This window comes from Streptomyces sp. NBC_00193 (assembly GCF_026342735.1).
GTDB classification, from domain to species: domain Bacteria; phylum Actinomycetota; class Actinomycetes; order Streptomycetales; family Streptomycetaceae; genus Streptomyces; species Streptomyces stoeckheimensis.
In genome coordinates, this window is the sequence record NZ_JAPEMM010000001.1 from 5,218,868 (window position 1) to 5,240,513 (window position 21,646).

The following is a 21,646-nucleotide window of genomic DNA, read 5'->3' on the forward strand; positions in this document are numbered from 1 at the left end:
AAACGGCCCGGCCACGTCCGTACGACCCGCACACGCGAGGACCACGAAAGGGAGGCGACAGCCATGGCCGCCAAGACCACGACGGAGACCGTCGGGGCGCACGAGGCCCCGGTACCGCGCCGGCTGCTCGCCGTCGCGACCAGGCTGTTCGCCGAGCGCGGCTACGACCGGACCTCGGTCCAGGAGATCGTCGAGGCGGCCGGGGTCACCAAGGGCGCGCTCTACCACTACTTCGGATCCAAGGACGATCTGCTGCACGAGGTGTACGCGCGCATGCTGCGCCTCCAGCAGCAGCGGCTCGACGCGGTGGCCGATTCCGACGCCCCCGTGGAGGAGCGGCTGCGCGCCGCGGCCGCCGACGTGGTGGTCACCACGATCGAGAACCTGGACGACGCGGCGATCTTCTTCCGCTCCATGCACCAGCTGAGCCCGGAGAAGTCCAAGCAGGTCCGGGCGGAGCGCCGGCGCTACCACGAGCGCTTCCGGGCGCTGGTCGAGGAGGGCCAGCGCACCGGGGTCTTCTCCGACGCCACCCCGGCCGACCTGGTGGTGGACTACCACTTCGGCTCCGTCCACCACCTGTCGACCTGGTACCACGAGGACGGCCCGCTCACACCGCAGCAGGTAGCCGACCACCTCGCGGACCTGCTGATGCGGGCGCTGCGTCCGTAGCGAGCACGGGGTAGTCGGTGTACCCCTCCGCCCCCTGTACGTGCATCAGGAACTCGGAGCGGATCTCGTTGAGCGGGGCGTTCACGCGCAGCCGCTCCACGAAGTCGGGGTTGGCGAGGAAGCCCCGGCCCAGCGAGACCAGGTCGGCCCCCTCGGCCAGGAACCGTTCGGCGACGCCCTTGCCGCCGTCGGCCGCGAACTGCTCCCGGGAGAGCAGCTGGTTGGCGATCAGCGTGCCCGGCCAGGCCCTGCGGTGCTCCTGGAAGCGGTCCCGCTGCTCGCCGGCGTAGAGGACGTGGAGATAGACCGGGTCGATCTCCGCCAGGGCGGCCAGCAGCGCGGGGTAGATCTCCTCGGTGTCGCCCTCCTCGATGCCGTTGACCGTCACTCCGGGCGAGATCCGTATGCCGACCCGGTCCCGGCCGATGGCCTCGGCGACGGCCCGGACCACCTCGACGGTGAACCGGATCCGGTTCTCCACCGGGCCGCCCCACGCGTCGGTCCGCAGGTTGGTGCCCTGCGCCAGGAACTGGTGGGGCAGGAAGCCGTTGGCGGCGTGCACCTCCACCCCCGCGAAACCGGCCTCCACGGCATTGCGGGCGGCGGCCCGGAAATCGGCGATGGCGGCACGGATGTCCTCGGCCGTCATGGCGCGCGGAGTGACGGCGTCCCGCAGCCCGCCGGGGGTCTGCAGCTGCTCGGGGAGCCGCACGGCGGAGGGCGCCAGCGGGACGTGCCCGCTGGTGTCGGGGTGGCCGACCCGGCCGCCGTGTTCGAGCTGGAGGAACATCGCCGCGCCGCCGCCCAGGCCGTCGGCGCCCGCGCGCACCGCATCGGTGACCGCCCGCCAGCCGGCGATCTGCTCCGCGCTGTGGATGCCGGGGATGTTCGGATAGGCCTGGCCCACGGCGCTCGGCGCGGTGCCCTCGGCGATGATCAGACCGGCCGAGGCGCGCTGGGCGTAGTGGACCGCCATCAGCTGCCCGGGGACTCCGTCGGCGCCCGCCCGGTTACGGGTCAGGGGCGCCATGACCAAGCGGTTGGGGAGTTCGAGCCCGCCGAGGGTGGCGGACCGGAAGAGACGGGATGCGGTGGGGACCTGCTGTGTCTGCGTCATGCCGGTACCGTAAAACCTGACATTGATGTCAGATTCAAGCCGAGGGCTCGGGACGGAGTGCACATGCGGATCGGGGAGTTGGCGGCGCGCACCGGGGTCAGCGAGCGTTCGCTGCGCTACTACGAGACCCAGGGGCTGCTGGTCTCCGACCGGACGCCGGGCGGCCACCGCGACTACACGGAGCGGGCGGTGGACCGGGTCATCCGGATCCAGGAGCTCTACGCGGCCGGACTGCACAGCGCGAAGATCGGGCAGATCCTGCCCTGCATGCGCGATGCGGACGGCGGGCCGAACGTACGGGCCACGCCCGCGCTCGTCGCCGAGCTGACAACGGAACGGGACCGGATCGACCGGCTGATCGCCGATCTGCTCCGGTCCCGTGAGGTGCTGGACGAGGTCATCGACGCGGCGGCGGGCCGGACCGTGACCGCCGCCGGGCCGATGGCCGTGGAGACGCCCCGGACCTCCTAGCCGAGCGGTGCGACCTCGCGGCCCCAGGTCTCCTTGGCGACCACGGCGAAGGAGACGTACCAGGCGACGCCCGCGGTGAAGAGGCCGAGGAAGCCGCCGGTGTGGCCCAGTGCCGTGCTCTGCGCCAGGTCGCCGAGGGCGAGGAACAGGAAGGTCAGCGCCAGCGAGACGAACAGCACGCGGTGCGCGACGTCCAGCTTCATGGCGGCGATCGACATGTACGCGGTGAAGATGAACCAGGCCACGAGGAACCAGCCGGTCGCCACGTGCGCCTGGTCGGCCGGCAGCGTCGGGACGACGAACTTCACGTAGCCGGCGAAGGACATCCAGAACGCGCCGTACGAGACGAACGCCGTGGTCCCGAAGGTGTTGCCGCGGCGGAACTCCATGATGCCCGCGACGAACTGCGCGAGACCGCCGTAGAACAGCGCCAGCGGCAGGACGACGGCGCTGAGCGCGGCGTTCGAGATCAGCCCCGAGTTGAAGAGGCTGAGCACGAAGGTGGTGAGGGCGAACGCCGCCAGGCCGAGCGGGCCGGGGTTGGCCCTTGCCTGCGGCGCTGTGGCGGGGGAGGCCGGGGCCTGCTGCGCGGTCGGCGCGGGGGCGGGCAGGGTGGTGCTGGGCATGACGGGGCACTTTCGGTGGGGGGACACTCCAAGATATCGGACATCTCGGGCTGGTCTGGACCACTTCGGGCCGTGTGGGGCGGGCCGAAGGGCCCCCTCCGGGCCCGCCGATGGGCCTCCGGCGGGCCCGGAGGGGTCACCCGGCTCAGCGGTGGCGCTTCAGCTCCCGGTGCGCCAGCGAGCGCTGGTGCACCTCGTCCGGCCCGTCCGCCAGCCGCAGCGTCCGCGCCGCCGCCCACAGCTCGGCCAGCGGGAAGTCCTGGCTCACCCCGCCCGCACCGTGCAGCTGCACCGCGTCGTCCAGGATCCGCACCACCGCCCGCGGGGTCGCGATCTTGATGGCCTGGATCTCGGTGTGCGCACCCCGGTTGCCGACCGTGTCCATCAGCCAGGCCGTCTTCAGCACCAGCAGCCGCAGCTGCTCCACGGTGACCCGGGCGTCCGCGATCCAGTTCTGTACGACGCCCTGCGCGGCCAGCTCCTTGCCGAAGGCGGTACGTCCCACCGCGCGCCGGCACATCAGCTCGATGGCCCGCTCCGCCATGCCGATGAGCCGCATGCAGTGGTGGATCCGCCCCGGCCCGAGCCGGGCCTGGGCGATGGCGAAGCCGCCGCCCTCCTCGCCGATCAGGTTCCCCGCCGGGACCCGGGCCCCGTCGAAGACCACCTCGGCATGACCGCCGTGGTCGTGGTCCTCGTACCCGTACACCGTCATCGCACGCCGGATCTCGACCCCGGGCGTGTCCCGGGGGACCAGGACCATGGACTGCTGGCGGCGCGGGTCGGCGCCCCCCGGATCGGTCTTGCCCATGACGATGAAGACCTTGCAGTCCGGGTTCATCGCCCCGGAGATGAACCACTTGCGCCCCGTGATCACGTACTCGTCGCCGCTCGCGGAACGCTCGATCCGGGTCTCGATGTTCGTGGCGTCCGAGGAGGCCACCTCCGGCTCGGTCATCGCGAACGCGGACCGGATCTCCCCGGCCAGCAGCGGCTCCAGCCACTGCTTCTTCTGCTCCTCGTTCCCGAACTGCGCGAGCAGCTCCATGTTCCCGGTGTCCGGAGCCGCGCAGTTCGTCGCCGTCGGCGCCAGGTGCGGGCTGCGCCCGGTGATCTCGGCCAGCGGGGCGTACTGGAGTTGGGTCAGCCCGGCGCCGTACTCGGCATCCGGAAGGCTGTGCTGGTTTACGAAGAAGAGGTTCCACAGTCCTTGGCGGCGCGCCTCGGCCTTCAACTCGCCGATCACGGCCGGGGTGTCCCAGGGCGAGGCCAGCCGCGCGCGCTGCTCGGCGGCGACGGCTTCGGCCGGGTGGACGTACTCGTCCATGAACGCGAGGAGCCGTCCGCGGAGTTCCTCGGTACGGGCGTCGAATGCGAAGTCCATCGGGGGTTCCTCAGCCTTCGTGCGGTTGCCGGAGTGTGGTCAGACCGTGCTCGATGAAAACCGGGACCAGCTCGCCGATCCGGTCGAAGCCCGCGCCGACGGTCTGCCCGAGCGTGAAGCGGTAGTGGATGCCTTCGAGGATCACCGCGAGCTTGAACCAGGCGAAGGCCGTGTACCAGGCGACCTGCGAGACGTCCCGGCCCGAGCGGGCCGCGTACCGCTCGATCAGCTCGGCGGGAGCCGGGTGGCCGGGGGCCGCGCTGGTCGTGCTGACCGGGGAGTCGGTCAGCCCCAGGTCGGAGCTGTACATCACCAGCAGCCCGAGGTCCGTCAGCGGATCGCCGAGCGTGGACATCTCCCAGTCCAGCACCGCCCGGATCTCGTCGGCGCCGGAGGTGGTTCCGCCGATCAGCACGTTGTCCAGCCGGAAGTCCCCGTGCACCACCGTGGGCGCCGGGGAGTCGGGCAGGGCGCGCCCGAGCGCACCGTGCAGCTCGTCGATCCCGGCGAGCTCCCGCCCCCGGGACGCCGCGAGCTGCTTGCCCCAGCGGCGCAGCTGCCGGTCCAGGAAGCCCTCGGGCCGCCCGAAATCGCCCAGGCCCACCGCCTCCGGGTCCACGGCGTGCAGGTCGACCAGGGTGTCCACCAGGCCCAGCACCGCCCGCCGGGTCCGCTCGGGGCCGAGCGCGGCGAGCTCGCCGGCCGTCCGGAACGGCACCCCGTCCACGTACTCCATCACGTAGAACGGCGCGCCCAGCACGGCCTCGTCCTCGCACAGCAGCAGCGGCTCGGGCACCGGCACCGCGGTGCCGTGCAGCGCCGCGATGACCCGGTGCTCGCGCCGCATGTCGTGCGCGGTGGCCAGTACGTGCCCCAGCGGCGGCCGGCGCACCACCCACCGGGAGCTCCCGTCGCCCACCTCGTACGTGAGGTTCGAGCGGCCGCCTTCGATCAGCCGGCCGGTCAGCGGCCCGGCCACGAGGCCCGGCAGCGCCCGGTCGAGATGACCGCGCAGCCGCTCCAGATCGAGGCCCCGCGGGCCGGAGGGGGCCGCGGAAGGAGCCGCGGTGCGATCCGGTGCGGGGGCCGGGTCCGGGGCTGAGGTCATGGTGCGCGCCTCCGTACGGGGTTGACGACGACGGAACGATCGCGACCCATGATGCCGACCAGTCGGTATGCCGTCCAGTGCCCGAGCCGAAGCGGCCTCCGTCCCCGCCCCCTCCGGCCCGTCCTCCCGGCCCTGCCGACGCGTCCTCCCGGCCCGTCCGGTCAGGCGTGGCAGAGGATCGGCGTCCCGCCGTTCATCACCGTCATGTCCTGCAGCACCGCCAGGATGTCCAGCGGGACCCCCTCGGGCTCACCGGCCAGCTCCGCGTACGCCCGGTGCAGGTTGGACACCAGCCGCTCGCTCTCCCGCCAGCCGGCGAACTCCCCGAGATCGGCCTGCCGGGCCGTCTCCAGCGGGGTCAGCCCCTTCGCGCGGCCCTCCCGGGCCAGCTCGGCCACGTACCGCAGATAGCGCTCGGTGGCCTCGTACGCCCCGGGATCCGTCAGCGGGCCGTGGCCCGGTACGACCGTCTCCGCGCCCAGCGAGCGCAACAGCTCCAGCGCCCGCAGCGAACCGGCCAGCGAGCCCATGGCCAGGAACGGCGTGCCCTCCGCGAAGACCAGGTCGCCGGTGAAGACGACCTGCTGCTCGGGCAGCCAGACGATGGAATCGCCCGTGGTGTGTGCGACGCCCGGGTGGATGACCCGTACCTCGGTCTCCCCGACGTACAGCGTCATCCGGTCGCCGTACGTCAGGTCGGGCGCGGTGATGTCCAGCGAGCCGAAGTCGGTCGCCGGCCAGATCAGCTCCAGCTGGCGCCCGGCGGCGAGCTGCTCGGAACGCGCGTTCTCGTGCCCCAGGACCAGTGCCTCCGGGGCGAACACGCCGTTGCCGTAGGTGTGGTCGCCGTGGTGGTGGGTGTTGACCACCGTGCGGGGGAGCGGCGCCCCCGCGGCCAGCACCGCCGCGCGCAGGGCCAGCGCCCGCCGCTCGGTGGCCGCCGTGTCGACGAGCAGCGTCCGGCCGCCGCCGGTCACGAAACCGGCGTTGTTGAGGCACCAGCCGCCGTCCGGCTGCACGTAGGCGTAGACCCCGGGCGCGGGCTGGACGACGTAGGGCTCTTCGGCGGGCATCTGCGCTCTCCCCGGGTTGCTGTGACGGGCGCCTGGCATCCTGCCAGTCACGGCGGCCCGGGGGGAGGGGGAGTCCGGACGTCAGTGGTCGTCGTAGTGGCCGTCGTGCTCCGCGTGCCGGTGCCCGTCGTGCAGGTAGTCGACGTGGTCCCCGTGCCGGACCGAGCCGTGACCGCAGTCCGCGCCGTGGGCGTGCTCGTGCGCGGTGTGCGGGGCGTGCCCGGAGGGCTCGCATTCGTCCCAGTGTCCGGAGTGCTCGCGGTGCAGATGGCCGTCGTGCGCGTAGTCGACGTGGTCGCCGTGCTCGACCGCCTGGTGTCCGCAGTCGGGCCCGTGGGCGTGGGCGTGCTCCTGCGCGGGGTGTTCCTGGTGCAGAGTCGTCATGACGCCGACGCTAGTGCGGAACAACCGGGTTCGCCCCTTGTGTCCGCTACGCGCCGGAGTGGCATCACAAGGCGGACCATCGGTTCGTCGGCTCACACGATGAGCGCCATCGCGAACACGGCCAGGCCCACCGTGCACGCCGTCGCGGCCAGCGCCGCACCCACGGCGAGCCCGGCCGGCCGCGCCGCCGCCAGCTCCCGCACCCGCCGGTGCGCCACCCCCATGAAGGCCAGCAAGAGCAGCGCGATCACCGCGCACCCGGCGACCGCCACCAGGGAGCCGGACCCGTGCAGGGCCTGGCGCAGCGCCAGTACGGCCACCACCGCGCAGGACAGCGTCGTACGCCGCCACGCGAGCCGGGTCCGCTCGGGCTGCAGCCCCGCGTCACGCCCGCCAGGGCCTGTCGCCACACTCCCGTCTGCCTCGCGACGCCTGGCACGGGCTCTCGCCGCACCGGACGGAAGCCAAGTACGTCCAGTACGCCGACTTCCGCCCGGCACGCCGAGAGCACGCACCAGACGCCGCGAGGCCGCCCTTCGGGCCACGACGGGAGTGTGGCGACAGGCCCTGGGCCCCTCGCGGTCGGCGGCGTCGGCCGAGGCGCTCACCGCCCCTTCGTCCAGCCGAGCAGGACGACCACCACCATCGCCACCGCGACCAGCCCGACCCCCAGGCTCAGCACCACCGGGAACCGGGACATCGGCAGGTCCTCGCCGCGCCGCATGGCCCGCTCGCACCGCACCCAGTGGTTCACCGCGCGCAGGGAGCAGGCCGCGCCCACCGCGAGCAGCGCGAAGGCCATCGCCACGCGCACCGCCCACCGCAGGTCGGGCAGGAACTGGTCCACGGCGAACCCGCCGCCGATCAGGGCCAGGGCGGTCCTGATCCAGGCCAGGAAGGTCCGCTCGTTGGCCAGCGAGAAGCGGTAGTCGGGGGTCTCGCCCTCGTCCCTCACCCGAGCCGGCGCGAACCACAGCCGCACGTCCTTGACGAAGTCGATCACCCGCCCAATCTACTGGCGCCCCGCCCCCACGGCGCCCGGAGCCGCCCCGCCCCGCAACCCCGAGCCGACCTACCCCCGCCCCGAGAGGAACTCCCGCAGCCTGCGGTACGCCTCCAGCCCGTCCGGCACCCACGGCCAGGAGCCGTCCGCGACCCGCCGCGCCACCTCCTCCTCGGAGAGCCACGCGTGCCAGGCCACCTCCGAGGCCTGCGGCCGGACCGGCAGCTCGCAGCGGACCTCGTGCACGTAGCTCCACCAGGAACCGCCCGGGCCCTCGTACAAGAACTTGAACAGCGGCTCGGGCTGGGGCAGCCCGAGCCCCGCCACCCCCAGCTCCTCCTCCGCCTCCCGCAGGGCCGCCTGCGCGTAGCTCTCGCCGGCGCCGACCACCCCGCCCACGAACATGTCGTAGAACGAGGGGAAGACCAGCTTCGAATCCGTCCGCCGGTGCGTGAAGATCCGCCCCTCCCCGTCCCGCGCCAGCACGAACGCGCAGCGGTGGATCAGCCCGGCCGCGTACACCTCGCCCCGCGGCGCGCGCCCCGTCACCCGGTCCTCCCGGTCCACCACGTCCAGTACCTCGTCGGCCGCGCTCATGCCGTGATCCCTCCGCTCCTGTTGACTGGTTACCGCTCCGTAGCAAAGGATCGCCCCACCATCGACGGAGGACGGGTTCCACATGACGTACGACGCAGACGTGATCGTGATCGGGGCCGGGCTCGCGGGCCTCGTGGCCACCGCCGAGCTCGTCGACGCCGGCCGCAAGGTCATCCTGCTCGACCAGGAGCCCGAACAGTCCATGGGCGGCCAGGCCCACTGGTCCTTCGGCGGCCTGTTCTTCGTCGACTCGCCCGAACAGCGCCGCATGCGGATCAAGGACACCCGCGAGCTGGCCCTCCAGGACTGGTCCGGCACCGCCGGCTTCGACCGCGAGGAGGACGCCTGGCCGCGCCGCTGGGCCGAGGCCTACGTGGACTTCGCGGCCGGCGAGAAGCGCCCCTGGCTGCACGCCCAGGGCGTCCGCTTCTTCCCCGTCGTCGGCTGGGCGGAGCGCGGCGGCTACGACGCGAACGGCCACGGCAACTCCGTCCCCCGCTTCCACATCACCTGGGGCACCGGCCCCGGCCTCGTGGAGCCCTTCGAGCGCCGGGTACGGGCCGGGGTGGCCCGCGGGCTGGTCCAGCTGAAGTTCCGCCACCGGGTCACCGGGCTCTCCCGTACCGCGGGCACCCTCGACACCGTGACCGGCGAGGTCCTGGCCCCCTCCGACGCCGTGCGCGGCACCGCGAGCGGCCGCGAGGCCACCGGGGAGTTCTCCCTGCGCGCCCAGGCCGTGATCGTGACCAGCGGCGGCATCGGCGGCAACCACGACCTCGTACGGGCCCAGTGGCCCGCCCGCCTGGGCACCCCGCCCGCGCGGATGCTCTCCGGGGTCCCGGCCCACGTGGACGGCCTGATGCTCGGCATCGCGGAAGGGGCGGGCGCCAGCCACATCAACAAGGACCGGATGTGGCACTACACCGAGGGCATCGAGAACTGGAACCCGATCTGGTCCAAGCACGGCATCCGGATCCTGCCCGGCCCGTCCTCGCTCTGGCTGGACGCCACCGGCAAGCGGCTGCCCGTGCCGCTGTTCCCCGGCTTCGACACCCTCGGCACGCTCGACCACATCATGAAGACCGGGCACGACCACACGTGGTTCGTCCTCAACCAGCGCATCATCGGCAAGGAGTTCGGGCTCTCCGGGTCCGAGCAGAACCCGGACCTGACGGGCAAGTCGGTCCGCGGGGTCATCGACCGGGCGCGCCAGGCCGTCCCCGGGCCGGTGAAGGCCTTCATGGACAACGGCGCCGACTTCGTGGTGGAAAAGGACCTCTCGGCCCTCGTGCGCGGCATGAACGCGATCACCAAGGACGGACTCCTCGACGAGGAGACGGTCCGCCGCGAGATCGTGTCCCGCGACCGGGAGATCGCCAACCCCTTCACCAAGGACCTCCAGGTCACGGCCATCCACGGCGCCCGCAAGTACCTCGGCGACAAGCTGATCCGCACCGCCGCCCCGCACCGGATCCTGGACCCCGCGGCCGGCCCGCTGATCGCCGTCCGGCTCTCGATCCTGACCCGCAAGTCCCTCGGCGGCCTGGAGACCGACCTCTCCTCCCGCGTCCTGACCGCCACGGGAGAACCCCTCCCCGGCCTCTACGCGGCGGGCGAGGCCGCCGGCTTCGGCGGCGGCGGCGTCCACGGCTACCGGGCCCTGGAGGGCACCTTCCTCGGCGGCTGCATCTTCTCGGGCCGCGCCGCCGGCCGCGCAGCGGCCGAGGCCGTCTCCTGAGCCGGAGGACCCGCCCCCAGGACTCTTCCTAGGGCAGGCGGGTCACCAGGCGGAACCGTTCCGCCACGACCGGGGTGTCGTCGTCGACCGTGAAGTGCGGGTCGCCGACGGCCTCCCGCATCTGCGGGCCGTGCCAGAACTCCTCGTGGCCCGAACGCCATTCGGCCACTGACGTGAAACCCTCGCCCTCGTCCAGCGCGTGCCGCAGGTCCACGTCCGCCAGCCGCAGGACCCGTACGTCCGTCACCTCCAGGACACCCACCGGACGCCCGGCGGAGTCCACGATCACCATCCGCTCGCCCGCCACGGGCAGCGGGTCCCCCGCCGCCTCGTAATCGGCCAGGACGCCCGTGGTCGTGGTCTTGGCGCCGCTCAGGACGGCCGCCACCAGCCTGTCGCGCAGCGGGCCGGGGAAGGCGAACTCGATGGGCGGGAGGTCTGCGTAGGCCGTCATGGAACCCAGCCTACGGTCCTGCGCGCGGCCCGGCCCGGACCGGGACGCCTCCCGCCGGAAACATGCCGCGAACCGCCACAAGCGCGCCAACTCGGCCACTCGAAAGACCAGTTGAAACGAGCCACCCGGTGGACTGGACCTTGACGCGGAGCTGTGCGTACCGCTTTGCTGTGCGTGATCTTCCAGCCACACCGCCCAACCGCCCGCGTCCTGGAGGGAAACCCGCGGATGTCGCCCCCTCCGCCGCCCCTCGGCCGCGCCCGCAAGCGGGACGCCCAGCTCTTCGACCCCGCCCTCTGCGACACGGAACTCGTCGACGTGCGCGCGCAGTTCACCCAGGGCCGCTGGGCCAAGGCCCGCTCCCTCCTCGTCGCCACGGGCGACGACTGGGACCGCCGGGGGCACCGTCTCGTGGTCCTCGCCGAGACCCCGGCCGCCACCGCATGGGCGCGCGAATGGCTCCTCGCCGAACCGGAGAGCGCCGACGCCGTCACCCTCCTCGCCTGCGCGGCCGTCTTCGGCGCCCTGCGCCGCAAGGGCACCCCCGAGGCGGCCGACGAGGCCTGCCGCCGCGCCGCGGCTCTGCTCCCGGCCGACCCCACCCCCTGGCTCGGCCTGCTGCTCCTCACCCGCGCCTTCGGCACCGAGGAGGAGTTCAGCCGCCACTTCGACCAGGTCCGGGCCCGCCACCGCGAACACCACCACGCCCACCACCTGATGGTCTCCCGGCTGGCCGAACGGGCCCCGGCCGCCGGCAGCGACCCGCTCCACGAGGTCTACGACTTCGCCGCCTGGGCCGCCGAGGAGTCCCCGGCCGACTCCCCGCTCGCCGTCCTCCCCGTCATCGCCCACGCCGAGCGCTACCGCGTCCTCGCCGCCGGCCAGGGCCACGGCCCGGACGCCGGGGCGGAGCACTGGTCCGGCCGCCGCGCCCGCCAGGTGCTGCGCTCCGCCTTCGACTGGTGGCTGGAGTGGGAGCGCGAGGACCACCCCCGCAACCGGGTGGACCTCAACTTCCTCGCCCACGCCAAACTCTGCGAGGGCCGCCCCGCCGAGGCCGCCGCCCTCTTCCAGCGCATCGGCAGCCACGCCACCCAGGCCCCCTGGTCCTACCCGGACCGCGACCCGCACAAGGCCTTCCTCGCCGCACGCAGCGCCGCGCTCGGCACCGCCTGACCTCAGCCCGGCCCGTACCGCCCAGCACGAAGAGCTCCAGCCGGAACCACCCCGCACGCACCGCTCAGCAAGTGCCGCTCAGTCCCCACCTGAAAGGACACCCCCGCCATGCCGACGGGCAGATCCACCACGCTCACCGACCCGGCCGGCCAGGCCGAGATCCGTACGTACAAGGGCCAGGACCGCGCCCTGCGCGCCGACCGCCTCGGCACCGCGGGCTTGCTGCTGTCCGTGCTCGCCGCGAGCGCGCCCCTGATGGTCGTCGCGGGCGTCATGCCCACCACCTTCGGGGTCATGGGCATCGTCGGGCAGCCCCTGCTGTTCGTGATCCTCGGCGCCGTCCTCGCGCTCTTCAGCGTCGGCTACGCCGAGATGAGCCGGCACGTCCACAACGCCGGTGCCTTCTACGCCTACATCGCGCGCGGACTCGGCCCCACCGCGGGCGCCGGCGCCTCGTTCGTCGCCCTCGTCGCCTACAGCGCCATGCAGGTCGGCGTCTACGGCATCCTCGGCTTCGAGATCTCCGGCCTCTTCGCCACCTACCTCGACACCGAACTCGCCTGGTGGATACCGGCGCTGGCCGCCGTCGCCCTCACCGGCGCGCTCGGCTGGCTGAAGATCGACCTCAACGCCAAGGTCCTCGGCGTCCTCCTGCTCATCGAGGTGCTCCTCGTCGTCGTCTTCGACGTCGCCGCCCTCGGCAAGCCCGGCCCCGAAGGCCTCTCGCTGCACGCCTTCAACCCCGAGACCCTCACCGGCGCGGGCCTCGGCACCGCCCTGTGCTTCTGCATCGCCGCCTTCGTCGGCTTCGAGCAGTCCCCGGTGTACGCCGAGGAGACCAGCAAGCCGCACATCGTCGTCTCCCGGGTGATGTTCCTCGCCGTCGGCTTCGTCGCCCTCTTCTTCGCCCTCAGCGCCTGGGCCCTCTCCGTCGCCACCGGCCCCGGCGAGGTGGTCAAGGCCTCCGCCGAAGCCGGCCCCGGCCTGCTCTTCCAGCTCACCGAGAGCCGGCTGGGCACCACCTTCACCGACGTCCTGCACGTCCTGTTCGTGACCGGCATGTTCGCGGCGATGCTCAGCTTCCACAACGTCGTCGCCCGCTACGCCTTCGCCATGGGCCGCGAGGGCCTGCTCCCGGCAGCCTTCGGCCGCACCAACAAGGGCACCGGCGCCCCCGCCACCGGCTCGCTCCTGCAGACCGTGATCTCCGTCGTGGTCGTCCTGGCCTTCGCGTTCACCGACGACGCGCCGGCCGGCGACCCCACCGTGCCCGTCCTGCACCTGTTCACCTGGATGGGCAGCGTCGGCGCCCTCGGCGTGACCCTCCTCATGGCCGCCGCCTCCTTCGCGGTCATCGCCTTCTTCGTCCGCCGCGGCACCGCCGGCGCCCAGCTCTGGCGGCTCGGCGCGGCGGGCCTCGCCGGCCTCGCGCTGCTCGCCATCGCCGTCTACACGGTCAAGGACTTCGGCGTCCTGGTCGGCGCCCAGGAGGGCTCCGCGCTGAGCTGGGCCCTGCCCGGCATCATCGCCGCCGCCGCCCTCGTGGGCCTGGCGTACGGCCTCTTCCTGCGCTCCGGCCGCCCCGCGGTGCACGCCCGCATCGGCCTGGGGAACGAGGCCTTCCGCCTCGACCAGGCGGCGGAATCGGCCGAGGCCGGGATCCCGGCCCCGCGCGCCTGACCCGTAGCTGACGTACGAAGAGGGGCCCCGCCACGGCGGGGCCCCTCTTCGTACGTCAGCTACGGGTCAGGCCTTCTTGACCACGCTGGACTTCAGCTGCATGGCACCGAAGCCGTCGATCTTGCAGTCGATGTCGTGCCCGTCGACCCCGTCGATGAGCCGGATGTTGCGCACCTTGGTACCGGCCTTGATCCCCGAGGGGCTGCCCTTGACCTTGAGCGCCTTGACGACGGTCACGGTGTCGCCGTCGCTCAGCACGTTCCCGACGGCGTCCTTCACGACCTGCTCCCCGGCGTCCGCGCCGCCCTCGGCGCCGCCCTCGGCGGGCACCCACTCGTGACCGCACTCGGGGCACACCACGAGCGCGTTCATCTCGTAGGTGTACTCGCAGGAACATTTCGGGCAAGGGGGAAGATTCTCGTTCACCCGGACAGAATATCCCGAACCACCCACCGGGATCCTCTGCGCCGAATCTGCCGCCCAACGCAGAAAACCCCACGTGAAGTGGGGTTTTCGCTTGGTGTCCGAGGGGGGACTTGAACCCCCACGCCCGATAAAGGGCACTAGCACCTCAAGCTAGCGCGTCTGCCATTCCGCCACCCGGACAAGGTGTCTGTCTCGCGTCCCTCGCGGGCCGTTCCGACGTGGAAAACATTACCAAACATTCCGGGGTCCTCGATCACACCCCCCGGCGGCCGGGGATCGCCCTTGGGGGAAGCGGCCCGGGGCGCGAGGATGGAGTCAGTTCGGTACTGATCAGTGGGAGGAAGCAGCGTGAGCGAATCGGGCGCGGGCAGGACCGTCTCCGGCGAGGACGAGGTCGTCGACCTCTGCCGGGACCTCATCCGGATCGACACCAGCAACTACGGGGACCACTCGGGGCCCGGCGAGCGCAAGGCGGCCGAGTGGGTCGCCGAGCAGCTCGCCGAGGTCGGGCTGGAGCCGCAGATCTTCGAATCGCACAAGGGGCGCGCCTCGACCGTGGCGCGGATCGAGGGCGAGGACCCCTCGCGGCCGGCGCTGCTGATCCACGGGCACACCGACGTGGTCCCGGCCAACGCCGCCGACTGGACCTACGACCCCTTCGCGGGCGAGATCGCCGACGGCTGCGTGTGGGGCCGCGGCGCGGTCGACATGAAGGACATGGACGCGATGACGCTGGCCGTCGTGCGCGACCGCATGCGCAGCGGCCGCAAGCCCCCGCGCGACATCGTGCTGGCCTTCCTCGCCGACGAGGAGGCGGGCGGCACCTACGGCGCCCGGTACCTCGTCGACAAGCACCCCGACCTCTTCGAGGGGGTGACGGAGGCGATCGGCGAGGTCGGCGGCTTCTCCTTCACCGTGAACGAGAACCTGCGGCTGTACCTGGTGGAGACCGCCCAGAAGGGCATGCACTGGATGCGCCTGACGGTGGAGGGCACCGCCGGCCACGGGTCCATGACCAACAACGACAACGCCATCACGGAGCTCTGCGAGGCCGTGGGGCGCCTGGGCCGCCACACCTGGCCGGTGCGGGTCACCAAGACCGTCCGGCACTTCCTGGACGAGCTCTCGGACGCGCTGGGCACCCCGCTCGACCCGGACGACATGGACGCCACGCTCGCCAAGCTCGGCGGCATCGCCAAGATGGTCGGCGCGACCCTGCGCAACTCCGCCGCCCCGACCATGCTCGGCGCCGGCTACAAGGTCAACGTCATCCCCGGCCAGGCCACCGCCCACGTGGACGGCCGCTTCCTGCCGGGCTACGAGGAGGAGTTCTTCGCCGACCTCGACCGGATCCTCGGGCCGCGCGTGAAGCGCGAGGACGTCCACGCGGACAAGGCGCTGGAGACGGCCTTCGACGGCAAGCTCGTGGACGCCATGCAGACCGCCCTGAAGGCGCACGACCCGATCGCCCGCGCGGTCCCGTACATGCTCTCCGGCGGTACGGACGCCAAGTCCTTCGACGACCTCGGGATCCGCTGCTTCGGCTTCGCCCCGCTCCAGCTTCCGCCCGAGCTGGACTTCGCCGGGATGTTCCACGGGGTGGACGAGCGGGTGCCGGTGGAGGGTCTGAAGTTCGGCGTCCGGGTGCTCGACCGGTTCATCGACGAGTCCTGAGGCGCGCCGGAGACCGAAGGGGGCGTAGCTAACGCCCGGGAATCGGGAAGGTGTGCGGAAACCACTGAGAAGAGTGAATGCACTCATACGCTCGTAGCCCCGGTGATCCCTCCTCGTTACAGGTGGTGCGGTCCGCGGCTGGGACCGCGCTTGCCTACTAGGAGGAACAATGCTCAAGAAGGTTGCCGCCGCTGCGGCTGTCACCGGTGGTCTGGTTCTCGCGGGTGCGGGTCTGGCTGTCGCCGACGCTGGTGCCCAGGGTGCGGCCATCGGTTCGCCCGGTGTCCTGTCCGGCAACGTCGTCCAGGTTCCGGTTCACGTTCCCGTGAACGTCTGCGGTAACACGATCTCCGTGATCGGCCTGCTGAACCCGGCCTTCGGCAACACCTGCGTCAACGCCTGACGTTTCTGAAGTTCTCGGCCCCGGAGCGCATTCCAGCGCTCCGGGGCTGCCGGGCTTTACGGGCCCGATGACGATCTTTCGGCGTACCAGGCGGGGGAGCCTGAGCGGCCTGTGCGCCGACCGGGCGTGCACGTGCGTGCGCGTGCACGACGCACACACCAGGGGACGAAGTACAGATGCGACGACAGGTACAGGTCACCGGCAGGAAGACCTTGATCACCATGGCGGCCGCGGGGGGTCTGCTCGCGCTCGGAGGGGGCTACGCACACGCGGACTCCGGCGCCTCCGGCCGTGCCGCACACTCACCGGGACTGCTGTCCGGGAACGCCCTCGAGGCCCCCGTGGACGCACCGCTGAACGCCTGCGGGAACACGGTGACGGTGGTGGGGGCCCTGAACCCGGCCTTCGGGAACCACTGCGCGAACCTCCCGGGCCGCCCGGGACACCCGCAGCACCCGACCCACCCCCAGCACCCGAACCACCCCGAACACCCGGGCAACCCGCACGAACCGTGCGACGAGGACACCGGCCCGGGGCATCCGGAACACCCGGGTGGTCCCGGCGGCAACGGGAATCCGGGTGGTCCCGGCGGCAACGGGAATCCCGGCGGTCCGGGTGGGAACGGCAATCCCGGTGGACCGGGCGGCAACGGGACCCCGGGCGGACCGGGCGGTCCCGGCGGTAACGGGACCCCGGGCGGTCCGGGTGGCAACGGCAATCCCGGCGGTCCCGGGGGCAACGGCACCCCCGGCGGTCCGGGTGCCGGGCAGCAGCCCGGAACTCCCGCCGGACCCGGCGCGGGTACCGGTACGGCTCCCGGCACCGGTTCGGTGACCCCGGTGACGCACCCCGCCCAGGGGACCGGCACCGGGACGGGAACGGGTTCGACCCCGGCCGGGGGACTCGCCGCCACGGGCTCCGGTGACGTCCTCACCGCCGGACTGCCCCTGGCCGCGGGCATGCTGCTGGCCGGCGCCGTGCTCTACCGCCGGGCGCGCAACGCAGCCTGACGGTTCCTCAGGACGCGGGTCCCTCACGGGGACCCGCGTCACCAGGTCGCGCGGACCTGACGGATGATCCGGCGGCGCAGTCGCACACGGCGACTGCCGTCCCGAAGCAGGGTCAGCCGGTCGAGCTCCCAGTGCCCGTACTCGGCGTGTTCGGTCAGCAGGCGGGTCGTTTCCTGACGTGGAACCCCGCGGGGCACGTACAGGTCGACGAATTCGTATTCCGACATCGCATCCATTCTGCTCGGGGTGTCAAGGGCGACTTGTCGCAGTGCAGGAAGGCCGAAGTCCTGCGGGACCTATACCCCGATCACCCCCGGATGGACTCCCTCCTGGTGGGATGCGCCGACGGTCCGAACACGGACCCGCAGGCGGCGCTCGGCCGCTGAGCGGCAGCTCACTCGCATTCTGCGTGCGGGCAGAGCCCTGCTACGGATAGCGTCTGCACTATGTCTGATGCCGCTCTGCCCACTGTTGCCGAGGTACGCGCCGCCGCCGAGGCGGTCAAGGCCGCGCTCGACCGTCACCTCGCCGCGGTCGAGAGCAGGATCGGGGACGATGATCCGGACGTCTACGCCGCGTTCAACGAACTCGCCGCCGCCGCCGAGGAGTACGACGAGCTCCTCTACGACCGCTACGACGAGGTCACCCCGTTCGAGATCCCCACTCCCGAGGACGGGCTCCCGTACACCGGCCCCGCCGAACCCGCCGCCTTCAGCGTGCTCATCCGCCGCGACTACGCCGTCGTCGAACCGGCGCGCCTGATCGCCCAGGCCGAACGCGTCGTCGCGCACGACCGAGAGGCCGAACTCGCCCACGACGGAGGCACCGCCGACGCGCTCGGCGTGCTCTTCGGCGAGTACGAGCCGGATGAAATCGCCTCCCGCGCCAAGGACTTCGGGCTGGAGGAGGGCGATTCCACGCTGTGGATCGCCGCTTCGGAGGAGGCCGCGGAACCGGGGGAGTGGCTCGGTGCGCCGTTCGCGCACATCGATCCGCAGGACGTGATGCACCGGTTCGACGTCAGCTCGGTCTTCGACGAGGACGACGATGACGACGAAGAGGGCGACGACGTGGAGGCCGGGGACGGCGAGCCCGCCGAGCGGGGCCTGACCACGGCCTGACCCCGCCCCGCGCGACACTTCGTAGCGGAACGCAGCGCGGCCCCCGTCCCACCCGGGACGGGGGCCGCGGCGCGTCCGCTTACTCGGGCTGCGCCGACGCAGACTCCACGAGGGCCCGCAGCAGGCCCGCCAGGCGGGTCGTACGGGGCTTCGCCGGCACCTCGGCGACCGCGCGCGGCAGTGCCTGGTCCACCCCGTGCACCACCGACAGGTGCCGCTCGGCCCGGCCGAAGGCCGTGTACACCCAGTCCCGGGTCAGGGCCTGGGCCGCGTCCCCGGGCAGTACGACGACCGTCGCGGGCCAGCGCGAACCGACGGCCTGGTGCGCCGTCACCGCCCAGCCGTGCCGCACCTGCGACTCCACCCGCTCCTTCGGTACGACGATCCGCGCGCCCGCGGCTCCGGCCAGGTGCAGCCCCTGCGCGTCGGCCGACACCACCCGGGCCGGCAGCGCCCGCCCGGCGGAGGGCACGTGGACCACCCGGTCACCGGGGTCGAAGCCGCCGAACCGGCCGGGGCCCGGGTTCAGCCGCTCCTTGAGGGCCGCGTTGAGCGCGCGGGTGCCCGCCGGGCCGCCGTGGCCCGGGGTGATCACCTGGACGGCGTCCGCCGGGATCCCGAAGGCGCGGGGCACCGACTCGGCCACCAGCTGCACGGTGCGGTGCACCGCCTCCCCGGCGTCGCGGACCGGGACGATGACGACCTCCTTGCCGGGGGCGTCGACCTGGTTCAGCTCGCCGACCGCGATGCCGGAGACCAGCTCGCCGACCGGGCCCGGGTCCGGGATCCGGGAGACGAGCTGCGGGCAGGCGCGGGCCGCGAGGACATCGGCGAAGACCCGGCCGGGACCCGCGGAGCCGAGCACCGCGGGGTCGCCGGACAGCACCAGGCGGGCCCCGTCGGGGACGGACTCCACCAGCACGGCAGCCGTCTCCACGTCCAGCTGCGGGGCGTCCAGGACGATGAGCAGGTCCAGCGCGAACTGCCCGTCCGCGTCCCGGCCCGGGCCCTCGGCGCCGGACAGCAGACCCGCCACGGTGACGGCCCCCTCGGCGGGCGCGTGCGCGGCCAGACAGGCCCGCAGGCCGAACTCCCGGGCCGCCGCGAGGAGTGCGCGGGGCTCGGCGCGGGCGGCCTCCCCGCCGGTGTGGGTGACCAGGCCGTGCCCGGCGGCGGCGCGGATCAGCTCCGCGCCCGTGCCGGTGGCGGCCTTGTCCCAGTCGGCGGGGTCCGTGAAGGTGTTGGCGAGCCGGGCCAGGCCCTCGGCGAGGCTCTCCTCGGCCATGGCGGAGCCCTCCAGGCCCACCAGGATCCGTACGGGCTGCTCCTCCCCGTCGGCGGACTCCTCGACGGGCGGACCGACCGGCTCCTCGAAGGCCAGCGCGGCGCCCTCGCCGACGGCCGCCTCCAGGGCGTGGGCGGGGTCCGGCACGCCGTACTGGGCGAGGGCCGACTCCAGGGTGGGGGCCTCCAGCACGGTGTGGCCCTTGGCGGCGGCCTGTGCCAGCAGCCAGCCCACCAGGGCGGCGGCCCGCCGCTCGTCCCCGGGGCCGGTCGCCTCGGCGCCGAGCAGGGCGCGGGCGAACCCGTCGGCCTGCGTCGGCCGGACCCCGGCGACGGCCAGCAGCCGCCAGGGGGACTCGGCGAGCTGCGCGGCGGCGTCCTCGCCGAGGACGACGGCGGTCTGCGGGGCGAGGGCCTCGGGGGCTCCGCCCCGCGCCAGGACGGCCCGGACCGCCTGGACGGCGTCGGGGGAGGGGGCGGCGGCCTGCGGCGCGGGTGCGGGGGTGGGTGCGGATGCCGGGGTGCGCGCCGGGGCGGGCGCGGGCGCGGGGGACGGCGTACGGGGCGCCGGGGGCGCGGTGAACGCAGCGGGGGGCTTGCCACCGCTCTCCACGGCCCGTACGGCGGCCAGCAGGTCGGCGGCCGTGCCGCTGAGCTTGGCGCCGGCCTCCACGGGGGCTTCGCGCTCCGCCTTGCGGCGGGCGATGCGCTCCCGCTCGATCTTCTGGGCGGCCAGTTCCGCCGCGGCTTCGCTGAGCTGAGGCGCGGCCTCGGCGGCCCCGTCCGCGACGGCGGTTCCAGCGGCGGCTCCCGCTTCCGCGTCAGTGTCGTCGGTGGGCCCTGCGGGGCTTTCCCCCACCCCGCCCCTTCCCGCAGTGCCGATATGCGGCTCCGCCGCGTGGCGGGGCTCCGCCCCCGGACCCCCCTCCGGGTCCGCGGCTTCGCCCTCGTCTGAGCCGTCCGCGACGGTTGACTCTCCGTCGGAGGTGTCCTCGGGGGCTGCCGGGGCGTGGTCCGCCGCCGGGTCCGCGGCTTCGGCGTCGGGCGTGGCGGCTGTGTCCTCGCCGGTGGCGTCCGCGGGGTCTGCCGGGGGCTCCGGGGTGGGGGCAGCGGCGGGCGCCGGGGCCTCCGCGGCAGCGGCGTCGGCGGCGGCGGTGTCGCTCACAAGGTGCTCCAGTCCTGATCGGGGTAGCGGTGGACGGGCGCCGAGACGTCGTCCAGCGCTTGGCGGATCTCCTCCGGAAGACTAAGGGCCTCCACCGACAGGGCCTGCCCGAGCTGCGCCGACGTGCGCGCGCCGACGATCGGCGCGGCCACCCCGGGGCGGTCCCGGACCCACGCCAGGGCCACGTGGAGCGGGGTCACCGCGAGGCCGTGGGCGGCCGTGGCCACCGCGTCCACGATCCGGCTCGCCGCCTCGTCCAGGTAGGGGTCCACGAAGGCGGCCAGGGTCTCCGAGGCGCCCCGGGAGTCCGCGGGGGTGCCCGACCGGTACTTGCCCGTCAGGACGCCCCGGCCGAGGGGGGAGGACGGGAGGAGGGACAGGCCCAGGTCCAGGGCCGCCGGGACCACCTCCCGTTCCACGCCGCGCTGGAGCAGGGAGTACTCCATCTGCGTCGAGGCCAGCCGGGTCCGTACGCCCGGCGCCGCGAGCTGCCAGGTCGCCGCCTTGGCGAGCTGCCAGCCGCTGAAGTTCGACACGCCCGCGTACCGGGCCCGGCCGCTGCTCACCGCGATGTCCAGGGCCTGGAGGGTCTCCTCCAGCGGGGTCCAGGGGTCGAAGGCGTGGACCTGCCAGAGGTCGACGTAGTCCGTGTCCAGACGGGACAGGGAATCGTCCAGGGCGGCGAGGAGATGGCCGCGCGATGCGTCGAAACGGCGGTCCGGGTCCGCGACCCCGCCCGCCTTGGTCGCGATCACCAGGTCCCGCCGCGGGACCACGGAACCGATCAACTGCCCGAGGAGGTACTCGGCCTCCCCGCCCCCGTACACGTCGGCGGTGTCCACGAGCGTGCCGCCCGCGTTCCAGAACGTCTTCAACTGAGCGGCCGCTTCCGCCTCGTCCGGTCCGTCCGCCGACCGGCCCCAGGTCAGTGTGCCGAGACCGATCCGGGAGACGCGCAGTCCGGTGCGGCCGAGATGCCTCTGCTCCATGAGGGCTGAGACTACTGCGGCGCTGACGCGGGGCACCCGGGCGCGCTACAGTCCCCGCAGACCCACGTTACTGATCGGTAAACAGGCAAGG

At 73.2% G+C, this 21,646-nt stretch carries 23 protein-coding genes and 1 tRNA gene; 9 read left to right on the forward strand and 15 right to left on the reverse strand.

Annotation, left to right across the window (positions count from 1 at the left end; translation table 11 throughout):
• The first annotated feature begins 63 nt into the window (after window positions 1-63).
• On the forward strand, window positions 64-672 hold the full coding sequence (locus OG898_RS23265; RefSeq protein WP_250740316.1) for a TetR/AcrR family transcriptional regulator: 609 nt from the start codon (window positions 64-66) through the stop codon (window positions 670-672).
• On the opposite strand, the gene OG898_RS23270 is transcribed toward OG898_RS23265, so the two are convergent.
• Entirely contained in the window at window positions 611-1,789 is a 1,179-nt protein-coding gene (locus OG898_RS23270) for an alkene reductase (RefSeq protein WP_266959012.1), read from the reverse strand. The two genes, OG898_RS23265 and OG898_RS23270, sit on opposite strands and share 62 nt — an antisense overlap.
• 63 nt (window positions 1,790-1,852) lie before the next feature.
• Between OG898_RS23270 and OG898_RS23275 the strand changes: the two genes are divergently transcribed.
• Window positions 1,853-2,260, forward strand: a complete 408-nt coding sequence (locus tag OG898_RS23275) for a MerR family transcriptional regulator (protein WP_266959014.1) — start codon at window positions 1,853-1,855, stop codon at window positions 2,258-2,260.
• On the opposite strand, the gene OG898_RS23280 is transcribed toward OG898_RS23275, so the two are convergent.
• The 8 genes from OG898_RS23280 to OG898_RS23315 form a co-directional block, all read right to left on the reverse strand.
• Window positions 2,257-2,886 carry an acetate uptake transporter gene (locus OG898_RS23280; protein WP_266959016.1) on the reverse strand — a complete coding sequence of 210 codons (630 nt, stop codon included), beginning with the start codon at window positions 2,884-2,886 and terminating at the stop codon, window positions 2,257-2,259. The two genes, OG898_RS23275 and OG898_RS23280, sit on opposite strands and share 4 nt — an antisense overlap.
• 145 nt (window positions 2,887-3,031) lie before the next feature.
• Window positions 3,032-4,270 (reverse strand): acyl-CoA dehydrogenase family protein, encoded by a 1,239-nt coding sequence (locus OG898_RS23285; RefSeq protein WP_266959018.1) that lies wholly within the window; start codon window positions 4,268-4,270, stop codon window positions 3,032-3,034.
• Between the two features lie 10 nt (window positions 4,271-4,280).
• Complete coding sequence (locus OG898_RS23290) at window positions 4,281-5,378, reverse strand: phosphotransferase family protein (RefSeq protein ID WP_266959020.1); 1,098 nt, start codon at window positions 5,376-5,378, stop codon at window positions 4,281-4,283.
• Between the two features lie 161 nt (window positions 5,379-5,539).
• Window positions 5,540-6,451: an MBL fold metallo-hydrolase gene (locus OG898_RS23295; RefSeq protein ID WP_266959022.1), complete on the reverse strand. Its 912-nt coding sequence runs from the start codon at window positions 6,449-6,451 to the stop codon at window positions 5,540-5,542.
• A gap of 81 nt (window positions 6,452-6,532) precedes the next feature.
• Window positions 6,533-6,835: a hypothetical protein gene (locus tag OG898_RS23300; RefSeq protein WP_250740323.1), complete on the reverse strand. Its 303-nt coding sequence runs from the start codon at window positions 6,833-6,835 to the stop codon at window positions 6,533-6,535.
• Between the two features lie 92 nt (window positions 6,836-6,927).
• A complete protein-coding gene (locus tag OG898_RS23305; RefSeq protein ID WP_250740324.1) occupies window positions 6,928-7,245 on the reverse strand; it encodes a DUF202 domain-containing protein in 318 nt (105 codons plus the stop codon).
• 194 nt (window positions 7,246-7,439) lie between these two features.
• Window positions 7,440-7,838, reverse strand: a complete 399-nt coding sequence (locus OG898_RS23310; RefSeq protein WP_266959025.1) for a YidH family protein — start codon at window positions 7,836-7,838, stop codon at window positions 7,440-7,442.
• 69 nt (window positions 7,839-7,907) lie between these two features.
• Window positions 7,908-8,435 carry an NUDIX hydrolase gene (locus OG898_RS23315; RefSeq protein WP_266959027.1) on the reverse strand — a complete coding sequence of 176 codons (528 nt, stop codon included), beginning with the start codon at window positions 8,433-8,435 and terminating at the stop codon, window positions 7,908-7,910.
• Window positions 8,436-8,517: 82 nt separating this feature from the next.
• On the opposite strand from OG898_RS23315, the gene OG898_RS23320 reads away from it, so the two are divergent.
• On the forward strand, window positions 8,518-10,173 hold the full coding sequence (locus OG898_RS23320; RefSeq protein ID WP_250740327.1) for an FAD-binding dehydrogenase: 1,656 nt from the start codon (window positions 8,518-8,520) through the stop codon (window positions 10,171-10,173).
• 28 nt (window positions 10,174-10,201) lie between these two features.
• On the opposite strand, the gene OG898_RS23325 is transcribed toward OG898_RS23320, so the two are convergent.
• Window positions 10,202-10,627 (reverse strand): ASCH domain-containing protein, encoded by a 426-nt coding sequence (locus tag OG898_RS23325; RefSeq protein ID WP_250740328.1) that lies wholly within the window; start codon window positions 10,625-10,627, stop codon window positions 10,202-10,204.
• Window positions 10,628-10,855: 228 nt separating this feature from the next.
• Between OG898_RS23325 and OG898_RS23330 the strand changes: the two genes are divergently transcribed.
• Together OG898_RS23330 and OG898_RS23335 are read left to right on the forward strand one after the other, a co-directional pair.
• Window positions 10,856-11,803: a hypothetical protein gene (locus OG898_RS23330; RefSeq protein WP_266959029.1), complete on the forward strand. Its 948-nt coding sequence runs from the start codon at window positions 10,856-10,858 to the stop codon at window positions 11,801-11,803.
• Between the two features lie 108 nt (window positions 11,804-11,911).
• Window positions 11,912-13,483 (forward strand): APC family permease, encoded by a 1,572-nt coding sequence (locus OG898_RS23335; RefSeq protein WP_250740330.1) that lies wholly within the window; start codon window positions 11,912-11,914, stop codon window positions 13,481-13,483.
• Window positions 13,484-13,549: 66 nt separating this feature from the next.
• Here the strand turns inward: OG898_RS23335 and OG898_RS23340 are convergent, their stop codons facing one another.
• Window positions 13,550-13,909: a zinc ribbon domain-containing protein YjdM gene (locus tag OG898_RS23340; protein WP_250740331.1), complete on the reverse strand. Its 360-nt coding sequence runs from the start codon at window positions 13,907-13,909 to the stop codon at window positions 13,550-13,552.
• Window positions 13,910-14,001: 92 nt separating this feature from the next.
• Window positions 14,002-14,089: transfer RNA gene (locus OG898_RS23345), tRNA-Leu, on the reverse strand.
• 168 nt (window positions 14,090-14,257) lie between these two features.
• On the opposite strand from OG898_RS23345, the gene OG898_RS23350 reads away from it, so the two are divergent.
• From OG898_RS23350 to OG898_RS23360, 3 genes are all read left to right on the forward strand, one after another.
• Window positions 14,258-15,583: a M20/M25/M40 family metallo-hydrolase gene (locus OG898_RS23350; protein WP_250740332.1), complete on the forward strand. Its 1,326-nt coding sequence runs from the start codon at window positions 14,258-14,260 to the stop codon at window positions 15,581-15,583.
• Window positions 15,584-15,752: 169 nt separating this feature from the next.
• Window positions 15,753-15,986 (forward strand): chaplin ChpH, encoded by a 234-nt coding sequence (gene chpH / locus OG898_RS23355; RefSeq protein WP_250740333.1) that lies wholly within the window; start codon window positions 15,753-15,755, stop codon window positions 15,984-15,986.
• A gap of 176 nt (window positions 15,987-16,162) precedes the next feature.
• The gene (locus OG898_RS23360; protein WP_266959032.1) at window positions 16,163-16,996 is read left to right on the forward strand and encodes a chaplin; all 834 of its coding nucleotides are present in this window, start codon (window positions 16,163-16,165) and stop codon (window positions 16,994-16,996) included.
• Between the two features lie 38 nt (window positions 16,997-17,034).
• Here OG898_RS23360 and OG898_RS23365 read toward each other — a convergent pair whose 3' ends face one another.
• Entirely contained in the window at window positions 17,035-17,223 is a 189-nt protein-coding gene (locus tag OG898_RS23365) for a DUF5703 family protein (protein ID WP_250740335.1), read from the reverse strand.
• Window positions 17,224-17,442: 219 nt separating this feature from the next.
• Here OG898_RS23365 and OG898_RS23370 point away from each other — a divergent pair, with 219 nt between their 5' ends.
• Entirely contained in the window at window positions 17,443-18,117 is a 675-nt protein-coding gene (locus tag OG898_RS23370) for a hypothetical protein (protein WP_250740336.1), read from the forward strand.
• A 79-nt stretch (window positions 18,118-18,196) separates the two neighbouring features.
• On the opposite strand, the gene OG898_RS23375 is transcribed toward OG898_RS23370, so the two are convergent.
• Together OG898_RS23375 and OG898_RS23380 are read right to left on the reverse strand one after the other, a co-directional pair.
• Window positions 18,197-20,566, reverse strand: a complete 2,370-nt coding sequence (locus OG898_RS23375; RefSeq protein ID WP_266959034.1) for a helix-hairpin-helix domain-containing protein — start codon at window positions 20,564-20,566, stop codon at window positions 18,197-18,199.
• A complete protein-coding gene (locus OG898_RS23380; protein WP_250740338.1) occupies window positions 20,563-21,555 on the reverse strand; it encodes an aldo/keto reductase in 993 nt (330 codons plus the stop codon). Before OG898_RS23380 ends, OG898_RS23375 begins: the two co-directional genes overlap by 4 nt.
• Between the last annotated feature and the right edge of the window lie 91 nt (window positions 21,556-21,646).